This is a genomic window from Bradyrhizobium sp. USDA 4449 (genome assembly GCF_054056275.1).
The window spans coordinates 3,758,747-3,774,173 of sequence record NZ_JBSRYD010000001.1 but is presented as its reverse complement, the minus strand read 5'-3'; the positions used below and the strand labels follow the sequence as shown (position 1 = coordinate 3,774,173).

9 protein-coding genes and 4 pseudogenes are annotated in these 15,427 nt (G+C 57.9%); 3 read left to right on the top strand and 10 right to left on the bottom strand.

Going from position 1 to position 15,427, the window contains the following annotated elements:
- Window positions 1–136 precede the first annotated feature (136 nt).
- The 3 genes and pseudogenes from ACVIIW_RS17530 to ACVIIW_RS17520 all read right to left on the bottom strand — a co-directional run bounded on the left by ACVIIW_RS17530 (window position 137) and on the right by ACVIIW_RS17520 (window position 2,271).
- The gene (locus tag ACVIIW_RS17530) at window positions 137–403 is read right to left on the bottom strand and encodes a DUF6894 family protein (protein WP_456701855.1); all 267 of its coding nucleotides are present in this window, start codon (window positions 401–403) and stop codon (window positions 137–139) included.
- 604 nt (window positions 404–1,007) lie between these two features.
- Window positions 1,008–1,196, bottom strand: coding sequence for a hypothetical protein (locus ACVIIW_RS17525; RefSeq protein WP_456701854.1), 189 nt, complete (start codon window positions 1,194–1,196; stop codon window positions 1,008–1,010).
- A 477-nt stretch (window positions 1,197–1,673) separates the two neighbouring features.
- Window positions 1,674–2,271, bottom strand: a pseudogene (locus ACVIIW_RS17520) (methyl-accepting chemotaxis protein).
- 1,804 nt (window positions 2,272–4,075) lie between these two features.
- On the opposite strand from ACVIIW_RS17520, the gene ACVIIW_RS17515 reads away from it, so the two are divergent.
- The gene (locus ACVIIW_RS17515; protein WP_456701853.1) at window positions 4,076–4,294 is read left to right on the top strand and encodes a hypothetical protein; all 219 of its coding nucleotides are present in this window, start codon (window positions 4,076–4,078) and stop codon (window positions 4,292–4,294) included.
- 275 nt (window positions 4,295–4,569) lie between these two features.
- Here ACVIIW_RS17515 and ACVIIW_RS17510 read toward each other — a convergent pair whose 3' ends face one another.
- Entirely contained in the window at window positions 4,570–5,601 is a 1,032-nt protein-coding gene (locus tag ACVIIW_RS17510; RefSeq protein WP_456701852.1) for an NEL-type E3 ubiquitin ligase domain-containing protein, read from the bottom strand.
- On the opposite strand from ACVIIW_RS17510, the gene ACVIIW_RS17505 reads away from it, so the two are divergent.
- Entirely contained in the window at window positions 5,573–6,073 is a 501-nt protein-coding gene (locus ACVIIW_RS17505; RefSeq protein ID WP_456701851.1) for a hypothetical protein, read from the top strand. The two genes, ACVIIW_RS17510 and ACVIIW_RS17505, sit on opposite strands and share 29 nt — an antisense overlap.
- Before the next feature lie 614 nt (window positions 6,074–6,687).
- Here the strand turns inward: ACVIIW_RS17505 and ACVIIW_RS17500 are convergent.
- A pseudogene (locus ACVIIW_RS17500) lies at window positions 6,688–6,926 on the bottom strand (TRAP transporter large permease subunit); the annotation flags it as partial.
- Window positions 6,927–7,789: 863 nt separating this feature from the next.
- On the opposite strand from ACVIIW_RS17500, the gene ACVIIW_RS17495 reads away from it, so the two are divergent.
- Window positions 7,790–8,953 carry a hypothetical protein gene (locus ACVIIW_RS17495; protein WP_456701850.1) on the top strand — a complete coding sequence of 388 codons (1,164 nt, stop codon included), beginning with the start codon at window positions 7,790–7,792 and terminating at the stop codon, window positions 8,951–8,953.
- Between the two features lie 392 nt (window positions 8,954–9,345).
- Here the strand turns inward: ACVIIW_RS17495 and ACVIIW_RS17490 are convergent, their stop codons facing one another.
- The 5 genes and pseudogenes from ACVIIW_RS17490 to ACVIIW_RS17470 all read right to left on the bottom strand — a co-directional run bounded on the left by ACVIIW_RS17490 (window position 9,346) and on the right by ACVIIW_RS17470 (window position 15,267).
- Window positions 9,346–9,534 carry a hypothetical protein gene (locus tag ACVIIW_RS17490; RefSeq protein WP_456701849.1) on the bottom strand — a complete coding sequence of 63 codons (189 nt, stop codon included), beginning with the start codon at window positions 9,532–9,534 and terminating at the stop codon, window positions 9,346–9,348.
- A gap of 678 nt (window positions 9,535–10,212) precedes the next feature.
- A pseudogene (locus tag ACVIIW_RS17485) lies at window positions 10,213–10,530 on the bottom strand (M16 family metallopeptidase); the annotation flags it as partial.
- A gap of 7 nt (window positions 10,531–10,537) precedes the next feature.
- A pseudogene (locus tag ACVIIW_RS17480) lies at window positions 10,538–11,636 on the bottom strand (M16 family metallopeptidase); the annotation flags it as partial.
- A gap of 1,193 nt (window positions 11,637–12,829) precedes the next feature.
- On the bottom strand, window positions 12,830–13,096 hold the full coding sequence (locus ACVIIW_RS17475) for a hypothetical protein (protein ID WP_456701848.1): 267 nt from the start codon (window positions 13,094–13,096) through the stop codon (window positions 12,830–12,832).
- A gap of 278 nt (window positions 13,097–13,374) precedes the next feature.
- Window positions 13,375–15,267: a methyl-accepting chemotaxis protein gene (locus ACVIIW_RS17470; protein ID WP_456701847.1), complete on the bottom strand. Its 1,893-nt coding sequence runs from the start codon at window positions 15,265–15,267 to the stop codon at window positions 13,375–13,377.
- Between the last annotated feature and the right edge of the window lie 160 nt (window positions 15,268–15,427).

Here is a 15,427-nt window from a genome sequence, read left to right as displayed (position 1 = left end):
ATCTCCGTAGGCCCGCCTGCTCGCCTGTTTATTGCCGTAGCGACCGTATGCTCGCCAGTTGAGATCAAACTCTCCCGTCAGCCAGAATTCCGAGCGGCATACGCTTTAGCCATTCCCGCTCCGCAGATCTATAATTTTAGTTATGGCTTCTTGAGACTCTTCGGCGGGTCCACTGTTTCAGTGTGATAGATTGCATCACCACCTGCCGCCCGATCTCAGCACCCCTCTCGTCCAAAACCAACACGACCGTGCCGCTAACGGGGTCGAACTCCGGATCGCTCCCAATATCCTGAGCGACACGAGCGCCGTATTTCAGCGCGAGATCAGCCGAGCCAAATAGCTCTCCCATCTCGCCCGGCTGTGCCTCGCCATTGTGGAGTATCGGGAAGTAGTAACGCTGCATGGCCACGGCCCTCGTCTATGAGGTCATCGTGCGCTATCTAAGGATGCGCCGTACCTGTCAAAAATGACAGGTCATAAACGGGGGGTTGTACTTGTCGATAGCCGCGCCGCCGCGCGCTGAGCTAATCTGGACGTCAATCGTTTGGTTAAAAGTCGAGCTGTGGCTGCGGATGCCGAAGGACTAGCAACAGGGCTCAGGGAACAGTGCAGGACTTACGTAGTTTTCCCGGTAGCCCAGTTCGTGATGCTGGGCTAGAAGGTGCCTTGCCCCAGCTCACTTCCCCTTGGTGATGCTGGGGCTTTTTTCGGCTTAGGGCGGCTTCACCCAAGGGCCATCGGCAGGGTTGCGAGGCCGACGGTGGTCAGCCCCGTGCCAATGCGTACACTATCCAGGGCTGCCTCATCACGCCACTCGGTGTTCCTGCCCGAGACAAGCAGCACTCGTCCGACGCGCGCTACTTGAGATGGACCAAAGGCCGAACAGGAGCATCGCGGCGACGCCGACTGTGGAAGATTCTCGCCCCCGAGCTAGCTCTTTGCCCATGCTCGAAATCTAAGTTAGGGTGGAGCCGGTGTGCAATTCATGCCAGCCAACTGAGGCGGCGTTACTCGCCAGCCTCTTTGGTCTGCATTTCGGCTAATGCACACTCCAGCTCGCCGGCTAAAACCTTGTAGTGCGCCGCCGCGCGGCGAAAGACATTTCGCTTGATGTCGCTCTTAGCCGATCGTCTAAGCTCCTCGCAGTTGGCGATGTTCGCCCGGAGCCTCTCAAGGTGGACAAGGATGTCTTTCATGGAACCGTCCCGATCATGCCGAGGGCGTAGCAGATCGCTGATGACTAGGATAGTACAAATGGCACCGTGCTCCGCAGGATACCTGCCCGGTGACTTTGGATAGCCGACGTGTGCTCTTCGAGGCAGTCATCTTCAAGGCGAATAGCGTGCTCGAATTCTAGCCTCAGAGCCCGTTGAGCAGGCGCCCCTTCATGTGTAACGGCGTTGGTCGGTCGCTGCTTGCGCTGTTCGTCTATGGGAACGTTCCGGCAACTACGGGTACTTAGTTTTTGGGGTGGCGGCCTCTTATTCGCGTCGATAGACTCCTCGTAACAGCATTGGTTGGTCCCCCTTTCAGCCAGCTGCTGACCTCGCCTACGAACCGGCACACTTTGACTTCCGAGGCTCATCGCTCCACGCGCCCGACCCGAGAAAGTTTGAGTGCAGACGTTCATGGCGCATTGTTTCCTGACTTGCGCTTGGACCGGAAGCGCCGCACTACGCCTGCATGTGAGCCAAGAAGTCGCTGACCTGCCCCTGTAATGAAGAGATACTTTTGCTCAAATGTCTCGCCTTTCCAATGGCTTGGTCCGCCGACGAGCCAGAGGTGCGCGAGGCGTCATTTAACTGGTCAATATCTCTGGACGCTTCGCGCATATCAACACTGATGCTGGTGATGCTTCTTGAGATGTCGTTCTTCACAATCGATTGCTCTTCAATTGCCGCCGAGATGCCGCTCGATATCTCTTGTACTTTTTCGATGATGTCGGCGATATCACCCATCGCAGCGGTCGCCTGTGCCGTCCTCTGTTGAATGGCAACAATCTGAGCATCAACCTCGCTGGTCGCTTTGGCTGCCTGCGCAGCAAGATTCTTCACTTCTCCCGCCACCACTGCAAAGCCTCGCCCCGCTTCGCCAGCCCGTGCTGTCGATGGTTGCGTTGAGCGCCAGCAAATTGGTTTGCGAGGCTATACCTTCGATCATCTGGACGACGCTGCTGATCTTTGTCACCGACGCAACGAGCTCACCTAATGTTGTTTCAGCATGTGCGGTCTTGCCGCGCGCAGTTTGCGAGATATTCGCGGCGCTGGACACTTGTCGGCTGATCTCTGAAATCGAGGCCGAGAAGTCCTGAGCGGCCGAAGAGACTGCGGTCGAGTGTTCTTCGGTCTTTTTCACTATTGCTGTCACGCTTCAGTGCGAAGACAGACATCTCCCGTCGAAGCCGTCATTTCCGACGCGACCGCTTGCATGTCCTGCATCGAGCTCGCCACAACGTCGACCACTCGCGATACATCGCTGTCAAATCTTTTCGCAAGAATCAGCCGCTCTTCGCGCATGCGAACCAGGTCCGTTATGTCCTGCCAAACACACACGACGATCGGACGAACACCGTCGCTCGTCGGCGTCTTTCAACGCCGAGTCTGTAAGTCTAAATTTCGGCTTGTCACTGGACAACCTCAACGATTGAAGCTCGTTTGGCGCGGCACCACTTTTGAGCACCCCGGTGGTCGATTATCTTACGACCTACGACAGCTGGCCATTCCTAGCCGCGATGTTGAGCTTAAATTTCGCTTCGCCAGTTCACTCATTGACTACGTTTTTTCGAGCATCGCTCATGAATCGAACGGGTGGCGCGCTGTTGGTGCCGACGAACTGAGAGTCCTCAGTCGATCCTCGAGCTGTTGTCGGGCCAGTCACGCCTGGCCATTCATATCGATCGCGAGAGGGGCTCGAGAAGATCTGTAGCATAACAGAAGGTAGGCAGCATCACACGCATGATGCTTTGAGATTATTGGCTCACACATTGAAGGATGCGGAGCATGCCGAGCTTGCCGCAATGGACACCTCTATAGAGCCTCTGGAAAGCATGCTACCGGCAGACGACCTGAAGGTCTCCTTCGTATTCGATAGCGAGCCCTCGATTGTCGTTCAGCGGGGTGGATCCGTGGTCTCTACGAGGACGGATACCTTCCAGGACTTAAACCTAGCCTTCTGGAAACGGGGGCAGGCTCGTACATCGAGATGCTATCCCTTTCGCTGGCGGCCTTGAGCAGCTTGCTGATGTGTCTGTCTATGACCGAAAGAATAGTAGACGTGTTATCTACATCAGAGCTCGCACGAAGATCCTGTTTTCCCCGCAATTGCCTGCTGTCATCCGGCGGCGCGCACTCCAACCTGCCGCCGCCCCGTCTGCGACCGAGACGCGCGAGTTGCAGAAGTATCTCGTTGCCTCTCGCATTCTGAGGCTCGCAACGCTTTGTCAAGCCTGGCAAGCTCCGGAAGAGCGACACCCATCTCGTCCCAGTCCGCTTCAATCGCCGTCCGCCTGACGATCGCAACCGGAATAGGGGCAGGTGAGCTTTGCAGCATACTTGTTGCTGATGTGGCTCCCGAGCGGGGCGCGTGTCAGGATTCGCGGCAAGGAAGCAAGGGATCGGCGAAACTTGTTACCCAAACTAAAGGATCGGCGACGCATCGGCGCTGCTACGACCAATGCGGTCATGCCTTCTTCTCGGCAATCCGCATCGCAGCACCGGTCGCCTTCCATAGCGGATGTTCGAAGAGACCAACGAGGTTGTGATGAGGTCAGGTCACGTCGCGATCGAATGGTGGCTTCAGCGCAAAGATCAGACCTCCATTCCAGTCAGGATAAGTCTTGTCGTCTCGAAATTTGACGGAATGCCTATTCCGAGCGCGCTCGGCACGGCTCGTGCTCAATGAGCTTCGTCGCTGCCTGTCGGCCACGACCCTGCCGCTGGGCGAGCTGTTCGCAAGTGGACCTTGGCTCATCATAAGACCCATTAAGCAGAAAGACGGCAGGCGATAGCTGCTTTGCGCTGATTATCGCCATAGCTGCCGTGCTAAGCTTGAAATTCGTATTTTGCCCGGGACCAAGATGGTCGGACGCATTCGCAATATAGTCATTGCAGGTACTTTCCTCGCGGTTGCTGCCGGTAACGCTACCTGGGATCTGGTGAACAGCTATTTCGGCTGCATCCTCGCGCTCGGCGCGTCGTTCGCTGCCGGCCGTTGCTTCGAACGTGCCCTCATCAGACGCGCTCATCGCGAGATGACGCGGCTTCATGGCGCGGACTGGCGCGCGGGAGACCGTTAGTCTGGCTGGATCGGTTCACCGCAAGTAGAGTCTGCTGGAGGACTGTACTTTCCCGTTTCCGCGAGCAGGCCTGGCACCTAGAGGCGCCCGCGTCAGAGGCCGAGGGCTCTTAAAATCTGGCTCACGCCCGACGCCCTTTCCGGCGGCTCTAGTCGCCGCCGCAACGCGAAATTGTCCGCGGAGACCGGCGTGCCCGTCTACGACGCCGATGCCGCCGTCCATCAGTTCTAAGAAGGCGACGCCGCGTGTGCATGATTGGGGCGGGTATCGCACGATCAGGGCTCGAGGCCGTGCTGCCGCAGAACTTTGTGCATCAGCTCGCCTTTGATCTCACGTGCGATTTCGCTGAGGATCTGAGCTCCGACCACCCTCCGGGCATCGACATCATTTGTCAGGCCATGCTCCGCGAGCCGCTCGTTCAAGCGCGTCGGAAACTCATCTTCCATCGCATCGGCAAGCCGGTCCCGCATCGCGACATGATCATCGGGGGCGATCCGCCTCACCACCGTATCCCAGGGCTCCCAGCGCGTTGCTAGAAAATCCTCGAAACCCGTCGCTTCCAGTTCCCGCACCGACGTCTCAGCCCTAGCAACGTCGTCCGCCGTGACGTCAGCGAGATTCAAGAAGCGCATATCCGGGGCGATGTGGCGCAGTTCCAGTCGATCCCGTAGCTGGGTCTGATAGGCAAGATAGACCTCGATCTCGTCGATATTGGCCTCCGGGTCGGTACGACGGAGCGAGTTGACCGTCTCGCGCGCGATGTCGTCAAGCGCCTCCAAGCGAAACATGACACGGCCATGTTGGATCAGCTTGTCGAGCCGATTGTCATAAAGCCCGTCCTTGACATCAGCGTTCACGCGTGCGGTCTGCATGCCATTCCAGGTCAAAGTGATGCGGTCCTCGCAGGACGCAGTCGCTCCATTGGCCAGCTCGAAATACTGCTCGCGCAGCTGTGGCCTCAATGCGGCCTGCAGCAGATTCTCGGCCACCCGGTCGCGGAACGCCTGATGACCATAGTTCACCGTGCCCGCGAGCCTTTCAAGAAAGAGAGCGAAGTCCTGCGCACCTGGCTCTTCGGCGAAGCCCTGCCATGCATCCACTGCGCCGGGCTCGTCCGCGAGCCAATCCGCGACAACCTCGTGCAGAAGCCGCGGCTGATGTTCCAGCGGTTGTAGCGGCATAGAAAGTAAAACCTGCGGGCCGGTATAATGCGCGCCACGCGTGGCTGACGCCAAATCGGCCAGCACCGGGGCCGGTATCGGATTCGACCGTAGGTCGATGCTGTACGCGCTGCCGAGCTGCGTCATTAAGGTCGAGGGGCAGGCTCGTCAGCTGGTTGTTCCTGGCGCCGAGCATTTCAAGCCCGCCCGGGAGCGTCTCGGGCAAATTCGTCAGCCGGTTTTCGCTGACATCCAGATATCCAAGTCTGGCCGGGATTTCGGGCAGGCTTGTCAATTGGTTGTCGCTTGCGTCCAAGTAGCGCAATCTGGCTGGAAGATCGGGCAGGCTCGTCAGCTGATTTTCGCTGACGTCGAGGCGGCGGAGCCTAGCTGGAAGGTCGGGCAGACTGATCAGCTGATTATTGCTGGCGGAAAACTCCTCAATCGTTGCCGGAAGGGCGGGCAGATCGGTCAGCTGGTTACCATCGACGGTCAAGCTGCGGAGCCTGGATGGGAGCTCTGCCGGCAGGCTGGCCAACTCGTTAGCCATCAGCTGGAGGTGCCTCAGCCTGCTCGGGAGGGCGGGCAGACCAGTCAGACGGTTGTCAGAGGCGTATAGGTCCCGGAGTCCGCCCGGAAGCTGGCTCGGCAGGCTGCTCAATTGGTTACCGATGACGTTGAGGGTGCGGAGCGTGGGCAGGAGTGAGGCTGGCAAAGCGGTCAGGGACAATGACGACAAATTCAGCTCGTCTCTGACATTGCCCTCGTCCCGCCATGCCCTCGTCCGGATGACCGCCTGTTGCCGATTCTCGTCTTCGCCCTGCCCATCTTCCACTGCCCAGCTCGCTAGGACGCGGTCCTGGGACGAGACGAGGTCGGCGGCCGCCGCTCCTGTGGCCCATCGGGCCAGGACTGACGCCCACTGCGGCAGGCATGAGGGGGACCGTCCAGCGGACCCCGACGTTGGCTCGGTGCTTTCGGATTCGGAAGCTATGCCAGCGCGAGGCTGGGCCCGTTCTGTGTTCATTGAACTTCATGACATGTTTGCCTCAGCCAAGAAGGCGGCTCTATCGGCTAGATCGAGACGTTCGCATACTAGGAAGCTCAGCTGTCGATAAGCTGTCGAGATTGGTTTATCCGGTCGGCTAACATGCCCGGGACTGTCTGCCGCTGTATATGCCGAAATTCGCCTGAGCAGGAAGCTCGCCTTCCGTGAGGCTCCCGCCGAGCTTGTCAAAGGAAGCCGATCGAGAGCCACGGCACGGCTGCTACGATCAGGGTGCCGATCAGAAGCGCGATGATGTAGCCCACGATCGGCCTCATGCCCATATCCCGGTTGATGCGGCTGATGGCACAGACCGCGTACAAGTCCGAACGGCGGCGCGAACAGGCCGATGCCCAAGGACGACCACATTCGCGTAGTGGACGTCGTGCACCCCGACCAGCCGCGCGAGCGGAAACAGTAGCAGACCCTCGCAGGCGCTGCCCTGCAGCGCAGCCGGATAAGGGGGCTCGTATACGAAAACTCTCTTTCGCCAGCTTCTGCAACACAGAGAAAGGCGGTTCGGTGGAAAAGTCACAGCTACAAATGCGATTGAAGCGTAGCCCTGCTTCTTCAGCGAGAATAGTATATAAGTTTTCACTTTAAGAGTGACTCAACGTGGTCCGTCCGTTCTGGTTCGTGCTCGACGAAATGGACGAAGCACGGGGTCTGGGAGGTAGTCGCACGCAATCTGTCTCGTCGCGCTGTAAACCACGTCCGAGTTGTACTTCCATTTCAGGCTCAAGCAGCGCAATCGCGTGGTATCCCAACTCCGTGGTGAGGTGCTGCTTGAGAGGTGCTGGCGAAGATCGCTTTCCCGTGTGCCGAAGGCTCGAGCTTCGGCGGTGGCCTGGGAAATCAAGCGAATAGGGGGCGGCGCGTCAGAGCCCCGCTCACAATACGCTCGCCGTCTGCTATTGCGACGCCAACAGCAACTGCGCCCAGTTCTACATCGCACCCTGCGGCAGCCAATGACGCGAGTTTCCTCATTTTGATAGCGCTCAAACATTCTTTGCGGCAGAGCGGCTTGCCCGTTTCTAGTACTCGGAAACTTTGATTGCCGGCGACTTCTGCTCAGCTTTTTTGCTGCGGATTGGCCTGTATCGTGTATCTCAAGCGTTTGGTCGCACTGGGCCAGCGGAGAGTGCGGCTGCGTGGTCACTCAAGGTCGTGGGGCCATGTCCGCCCCACAGCATCCCTACTGGCTTGTGATAGTTTCGCATCCCACGAAGTGGTACGTTTGTGCATGGTGCGGGCGAGTATCGGACGCATTAAAATAGGGAGGAGACACGCATGAGCCGTTCGGGCCCAAGGCTCCATCCGCCACTTATGATAGATCGATCTGAGATTGAGTCCGTCTCGAGCTTTTTGACGCTGCTAGTTGAGAAGCGTCAAGCGACATCTGAGATAGCGATAGCCACGGATGCAGATATTCGCATTCCGATTGACAGCGTCTCTAAGGATGGAAACTTCGACGCGTACGTACACGTGGGATTGGCGGGCGGCGGGCATCCCAATATCAAGCTGCTTGTAGATTCTGGAAACTCGACTCTCATTTTGCCTCGATTTGACGAGATCCAGCGACTACCCAATTTCAAAAAGAGTTACAAAATCGAAGCTGAAGATGTCAGAGAACCATGGGGCGCGCCAGCAAATATTGTCACAGGCCCAATTGTGCTACCGCGCGCGGGAGGCACGCATACGATATCCTCTTGCACATTTTACGCCTGCACTGACGTGAATGACTGTGGGGAGTACACAGCAAATTTTGGGATTGGCTGTGTAGACCCTTGGTCAGCCGGAGATTCGCATGAACTGCGATCCCCGCTTTCATACGGGGCAGACTACGTTCAGATCGACTATGCTCCCGTCGATCAAGTTCTTGCCTCAGGCGGTAAGCTGCGGGTTGCACCTGGATCGTACCTTACCCTATGCAGGGCAAAACCGGACGGCTTCTCGACGACGCTAAAGATCCTTCAAAATTTGGCTTGGATGGCGCTCAAACCGCAATCCTTGGTCATAGGTGCGCAGAGAACAGATTGGCCGGGAAAGGGAGAAAACACATCCGTAGCTATGATCGACACCGCAGGGGGTCCAGTATTTCTAAGCGATCCCGAAAATTACTTACGGAAACGCGATTGGCCCGAAACATTGCCGGAAACGATACCAGATTTTTGGGTGTCTTCTTGCAAGGGGATGAGCGCTGACCTTGCCTTTTCGCTAACTGACGGCAAAGAAACGGTATTACTAACCATACGCAGCAAGGCATTGACACCTGCAGTTCAAGGCTTGTCTCTGATCATGTGTGATAAATGTGAGTTTATGCGCGCTCAGGACGGAATGAACATCGGTGGGCTAACGGCTCTTTTCTACTCGATTTTGATAGATTACAAAAATGCGCGAGTTGGATTTAAGCCGAAGCTCCATTCTGTCCGTGAGCCGGCAGTTCTCTCGTGAAGACAGGAATGTGAGAGCAAGCTAGTCGTAGCTAACCTATGATTCAGTTTTGGTGGGCGTACCTTAGTTTTAAAAATCAAGCATCGCGGCAGGCCACTCCTGCACTGTTTCTCCATCGAGTAGGCCAAGATGGCCAATTTCCTTGTGCATCCATCAGCGGGGTGAGATCGGAAAATTCAACCTCAATGAGCTAAAAGCCTGCGTCGCTTGCTTGCCCTTTTGACTTCTCCTTTGACAACCGGCGTATCGCCTTCGCGACTGAGCTCTACCTTAGAGACTGCTGGTTGAACCGCGCGCTTTCTCAGTAGAAGATGACTCTGATGCGGAATAGCTATGCCCTCTTTGGCGCTCTCAATCATGAAGATGGGGGCCGAAGTCCTCTCCAAGTTACGTCATCGGTTTTCAAGCCGCCGGGTTAACCTCCGGGAAGCGCTGCCCGTTGAGGACCTCGTTGATACGGCCTTGATTTCAAGCTGCGCGGCGATCTGGTGCTGATGCAACTGTTCATCGCGAGCGAGCTTCTTGATCATCGCCACGGCTTCCGGGTTGAGCGGTCCGCGGTACTTCTTTCGCCCCTTCAATCTGAAGCGCCTTGTACACCAGCGAAGCCGGTCCTTCGGGCCACCCAGAGCGATTGCACCAGAATGGCCCTGCTTCGCGCCGAACTTCAGCCAATGAGGCCCTCGCGACCAATCGACACCCGCAAGCCTGGCATCTTCCGCCGCATTGAAGGCGTGGTTGATTGCGCCAGCAGTGAGGGGCTTGTTTAAGTCGTCCGCCCATCAGCTCGCGGAGAACCTCGTGATCGACGACGCCCAGAGCGCACCAAACCGACGGTGATGCAGCAAACGTCTTGCCGCGCTGATCGCGCTGCAATGCTCCGTTCACATCAACCACGGCAGAGTACCAAGCGACCGCCGCGCGGCGGAAAGTCTCCAACCGGTCCTCGTCATCAACGGCCAACATCGGTGAGGATAAGAACAGTGGACGCAGGCAGCTTCAGGCCATCGAGCGATTCGCCAAGCGCGGGCATTGAGCTGGTTGGCAGGTACCACGATGGGGCGGTGAAGGGCTGGACGCTTGGTGCCAGTGCCACCTGCGCCTTAATCAGGCGATTTTCGGGCTAGAAAAATTGCGGCAAGTTGTTTGGAATCGCCCTCTAAGGGCGCATCCTTATACGCCCCCTTTAGGAAGCTGAAGCCTCGCAGCCTCAGCTCCCTCGGTTTAGACCAGCTGGACATTTTGGTGTTAGACCGGGCTTAGAGAGGGCGGCCGACAATGACGGTCAAAAGCCCGTGGCCCCACAGCCGCTTGGCTGCCGCCTTGGCATCATCCAGAGTCACGGCATCGACGATGGCGTTGCGCTTCTCGATGTAATCGATCGGCAGCTTGTGCTCCTGATGCTGCAGCAGCTTCAGCGCCAAACTGGAGGACGTGTCGATCGCCAGCATCTGCGAGCCTTTGAGATAGGACTTTACGTCGTCGAGTTCTTTCTGAGTCGGTCCATCCTCGGCGATACGGCGGACCTCCTCCTCGATCGCCTTTGTCGTATCGCCGGCGCGCTCGGCACGCGTACCGGCTGTGGGTCTTGACCCTCTCAAGATCTTCGGCGCGGACCGGGTTCCGGGCGACGTCGGCGATCACGCCGTCTATCGCGCCCTCGACCTCGGCAAAGCCGACGCCTGGTTTCGGCGAGGCCGAGATCGCGAACCGGGTCGGGTCGGGCGAGATGCTGGAATAGCTAGCGCTGGCGGAGACCGCGAGCGGCTTGTCGACGACGAGCGCGCGGTACAGATACGAGTTGCTGCCGCTCCCCACCAACTGCGCCAGGACGTCGAGCGCGGCACTCTCTCCGGCCGCGGCGGTGGTCGCCGAGGGCACCAGATAGTAGCGGCGCAGGCTGGGCTGCTCGACGCGCGGGTCGGACAGTGTGACGGTGCGCGGCGCTGCAGGTTCCGGCTCCTGTGGACGGATGCGCCGCGCCGGGATGGCCGGCCGGGGTAGGATGGCGCCGAAATTGCGTTCGACCAGCGGACGCACATCGGCGACCTCGACATCGCCGGCGATCACCAGGATTGCGTTGTTCGGGGCGTAGAAGCGACGGTAGAAGACGAGCGCGTCCTCGCGATTGAGCTTTTCGATCTCCTGACGCCAGCCGATCACCGACCGGCCGTAAGGATGATTGAGATAGAGCGCGGCCATGAGCTGTTCGTGGAGCCGCCCGTCTGGATTGTTAGGCAAGGCCCATGTTGTACTCTTCGAGCACGACATCGCGTTCGGGCAGCACGTTCTCGTCCTTGAGCACCAGCCCGCTCATGCGATCGGCCTCGAACTCCATCATGGTCGGGAGCTGCTCTTTCGGCACGCGCTGGTAATAGTTGGTGTAATCGACGGAGGTCGAAGCGTTCTCGTTGCCGCCGACGCGGAGCACGGTCTGAGTGAATTCGCCGAGGGGATGCTTCTCGGTACCCTTGAACATGAGATGTTCGAGGAAGTGGGCAAGACCGGATTTGCCCGGCGTTTCGTCGGCCGATCCGACCCTGTACCAGATCATCTCTGTGACCACGGGGGTGCGGTGATCCGGGATCACCACGACCTGGAGGCCGTTGGGAAGCGTGAAGCTGGTTGGCCGCGTCCCTGCAAAAGATGCCGATGAGACGCCGTTCAACAGGAGGGCGCACATCAACGTCATGCTAGCGGGCGAATGACCGATTGAGATGAGGATGCCGCGCCCCTAAAAGCACTCCAGCTAGAACTTGCGAAAAGAAGGGTCGACAAAGACGGGATTTCAGCTGGAGTGTCAGAGCATTTTTCAAGCGCCGTTGCAATTTATTCACAATGAAAAATAAGGTCGGTGTCGACGTGTGCATCGGACGCTCCATCTTTTGCGATTCTCCAGACCGCGATTGATCCATCGCAATAACGTCGGTCCAGTGTGTAGCCGCCCGTTGCATTAGCCATGCCAAAGCAGATAATCATTTCGTTATAGCGTGGTCGCTCAAACCAACTTGTCAGCATCCGCACACAGCGTGGTTCATCGGACAGGACGTCGTGGGCTCAGATCTTGCGCGCTTACCTATCCGGCCACGCCGGCGAACGTGGTGATCTGTGGGCAGCTCCACCGCGCACCGGGCACACTGCCGAGTCATCAGTGACGATCCGCAAAGCGGATCGCTCGGTTGTGATGGCCGAGCGCGCAGCGAACGGATTTGCTAATCAGCCACTTCAGCGTTTTGGGCAGCATCTTCGCTCGGCCCGCTATGACTGATCTGTTTATCTGTACGGCGTACGGCCTGAGCGCCTTCCAGAATTTCACCAGATCGGCAGCAGTACAAAGCGCCGAGCCTCTTTAGATGCGGAGACACAAGTACTTAAGCTCGAGATAATCATTCAAGCCATCCACATCGGATTTGGTACGCACCAATTGCCCAGCGGTGCCGGCTGAAGCTTGATCTCGAGCAGCTTTCCTGGCTCACCCTTCAACGTGCGCGGTGGCTCCAAGGGAGCGAACTCCTCGCCTCCTACAACCCTTCGAGGTACTTCTGTGAGCGGAACGCGTAGGTCTTCATGCAATCGACCGCGATCGAGCCTTTCGTGCCTTCAACGCATGTGCCTGCCCTGAACGTCCGAGAACACCGCCTTGAGGCGGAGATTTTTGTCGTGCACTTCGGGCACTTGCATAGCCATGAGTAGGCGGGGTCGGCGAGGTTCGTTGAGACAGGCTACACAGGCCTCAATCGCCGTAGATTCGTTCTGCAGCCGCGCGACCACGGTGTCCACGACGTGGTCGGCATCTTCGGGCTTCGTATGGCGCGTTGCGAAATGGCTCTCACTGCCCGGATCGAATTCCAAGAGGTTGGCGCGTCAGTGTCTCCTTCAATTGCCGACGATATCGTCCTGGCATGCGCCTCCTCCGAGCCTCGCGAGTTTCTTCGTGTCCAGATCCGACAGCACAGTAACCTTAGCGGCTCGCGCCGTGTCGGCGTCGGGCATAGCGGACTGCCCGGCTACGGAACTCGCTGCACTTCCGGCCTGCCTGCGCTTGCCTTCTTTCCTGCGCGCTGGGGTGCCTTCGGCCGCCAGGGCCTTGTCGGCAGTGTCGGGCGGTATGCCAAGGCCAGCCTCCATTGGCGGCGCAATCATGGCTGGACGCTCCGCGACTATCGCGCGATTTACTTCGGCGCAGCTGTGTGGATGCAACGGAGAGGATAAGGAGACAATTCAAGAACCTTGCTCGGATGGCGCGGTCGCGTGTTTCGCTTGGCGCAGAGCTGCAACATTCGTTAGCGGTAAGCCGACTTTACCCGGTCAGGGCATGCAAGTATCGCCCTGTCTGGAGAATGCCTGTTACAGGAGCCGGCAAGCGCCACGTGCCGTTAGAGCGCCTTCGCCGCGCCTTGCATAACATCTCTGCCTAAGGATCATGATCGGATCCCGGTGAGAAAGTCATCGGCCTCGATTTTTAGATGATGGCTGGTTCGGGCAAGCACATTTGCAGATGTCAGCACCTGCGACGATGATGCACCTGTCATGAACGCTTTCTGCGCGACCTGCCTGATGTTGCCTGCGACAGTCGTCGACATCGCGGCGGCATGCTGAATATTCCGAGCAATATCTTTCGTGACTGCGCCCTGCTGGTCCATCGCCAAGGCAACCGCTGATGCAATTTGTGAGATTCTGCCAATGCTGTTTCCAATGCTGGTGATGGCGCCGACCGATTCCAGCGTCGCCGCCTGAATATCAGAAATCTGCTGTCCAATTTCAGCTGTCGCGTTCGCCGTCTGAGTTGCTAACGACTTCACCTCAAGCGCCACAACGGCAAAGCCGCGGCCGGCGCCGCCGGCACGAGCGGCCTCGATCGCTGCATTGAGCGCTAAGAGGTTGGTTTGCCTGGCGATCGCTGCAATTAGGTCAACCACCCCACCGGCTTTTGTTGCAGCTGCCGATAGCTGGCTCATCCGCCGGTCTGTTTCCTCAGCCTCTCGCACGGCTCCATGGGCGATCTCTGTCGATCGCGCGACCTGGCGGCCGATCTCGGAAGCGGACGCCATCATCTCTTCCGTTGCCGCAGCAACCAGCCGAACATTGGCTGATGCCTCCTCCGATACGGACGCAACGTTATCAGAGATCTCCCGAGTAAGCTGTGCCGTCTCCGTCAGCTCCCGAGCGGAAGCTTCCAATTCGGTCGATGCGGACGACATCGTATTAATGACGCTGCTGACGGCACTTTCAAATCTGACTGCCAGTTCCCCAAGCTCTGCTTTGCGGCGCTCCGCGAGCGCGCGATCCTGTTCTTGACTCGCTGCAAGTTCCTCTTGCAGTTTTTCCCTCGATCGCAGCTTAAACGCTTCCATGGCCTGAGCCATGTCCCCGATCTCGTCTGAACGGCCAAGCCCCGGCAGCGTGACATCGAACTGCCCGGCCGCAATTTGACGCATTGCCGCGCTCATGTGGCTTATAAGTCTCGCCAGTTTCTGGCCAACAAGCACCGCAATGAAGCCAATCCCGAGCGTTGCAAGCCCGATTGCCCAACCCAAAGTCTCTCTGAGGCGAACGGCACGCTCTTCAGCAGAGACAGCGCGCGCCTCCGCGGCTGCTATTGCCTTCAAAAGAAGGGGACGATTCCGGCTGTAGATTTGGAGGAGATCGTCAACTTGGTCGTCCAGCGCTTGCTGCGATACAAGAAACGAAAGAAAGCTCGATCGATAAGAAGCAATCAGAGTCCTCAACTCAGTCTTGGATTCCGGGGCAAGATCTGAAGCAGCAAGCGCGGCCTCGAATTCGACGACGCGCCTTTCCAGTTCATCACCATACTTCTCTTCATGACGCAGCATGAAATCCTTCTCGTGCCGTCGCATCATCAACATTAATACGGTCAGGTGCGGCTTATTGAAATGTGCGAGCCGCGCTTCAGCCTGATGTACCGCTTCGCGGAGCTTACCCTGGAGGCCGTCATTTTCCGTAAGCCCGAGCACCCGCTGCGCGGACACGATGTTATTAAAACGAGTCGCATAAAGGTTGATTCCAGCGCGAAGGAACTTCACGTCTCTCAAGGGATCGCCCTCGGGCAAGGAATCGGCCCGCTCCTCGATTTGGCCAAGGTCCGCCAGTGCGTTATTGACGCTCTCGGCTTGTCGAACGATCACGGCTTCGTCGTGCTTGCGCAAAAACTCCAACGCTAGCTGCTGGGACTCAAGAAATGCCTCGGAAAGGGACGTTAGGTGAGCGCGGAGATTGGTGCTCTGGCTTACATCACTCTGCGCCTTCGCGAGATAACTGATTCCGGTAACGCAAGTCGCGCCAGTCACAAGCACGCTCACGATTCCCAAAAACCCAATCTGGGTGCGCAGACTCGGTCGAAGCTGACGAAGAATTATTGATGGGAGCCGTTTGACGGTTCTAAGAGCGGGCATCAGATGTCCAATAAATGCAATAACGTTCCGCCAAACCCCTACTTTTGATTGGTTACATAAG

Coding starts and splice junctions, on each gene's coding strand:
- ACVIIW_RS17475 (WP_456701848.1), bottom strand. CDS start 13,096: ATGATTGCGCCGCCAATGGAGGCTGGCCTTGGCATACCGCCCGACACT.
- ACVIIW_RS17495 (WP_456701850.1), top strand. CDS start 7,790: ATGAGCCGTTCGGGCCCAAGGCTCCATCCGCCACTTATGATAGATCGA.
- ACVIIW_RS17505 (WP_456701851.1), top strand. CDS start 5,573: ATGCTGTACGCGCTGCCGAGCTGCGTCATTAAGGTCGAGGGGCAGGCT.
- ACVIIW_RS17510 (WP_456701852.1), bottom strand. CDS start 5,601: ATGACGCAGCTCGGCAGCGCGTACAGCATCGACCTACGGTCGAATCCG.
- ACVIIW_RS17515 (WP_456701853.1), top strand. CDS start 4,076: ATGGTCGGACGCATTCGCAATATAGTCATTGCAGGTACTTTCCTCGCG.
- ACVIIW_RS17525 (WP_456701854.1), bottom strand. CDS start 1,196: ATGAAAGACATCCTTGTCCACCTTGAGAGGCTCCGGGCGAACATCGCC.
- ACVIIW_RS17530 (WP_456701855.1), bottom strand. CDS start 403: ATGCAGCGTTACTACTTCCCGATACTCCACAATGGCGAGGCACAGCCG.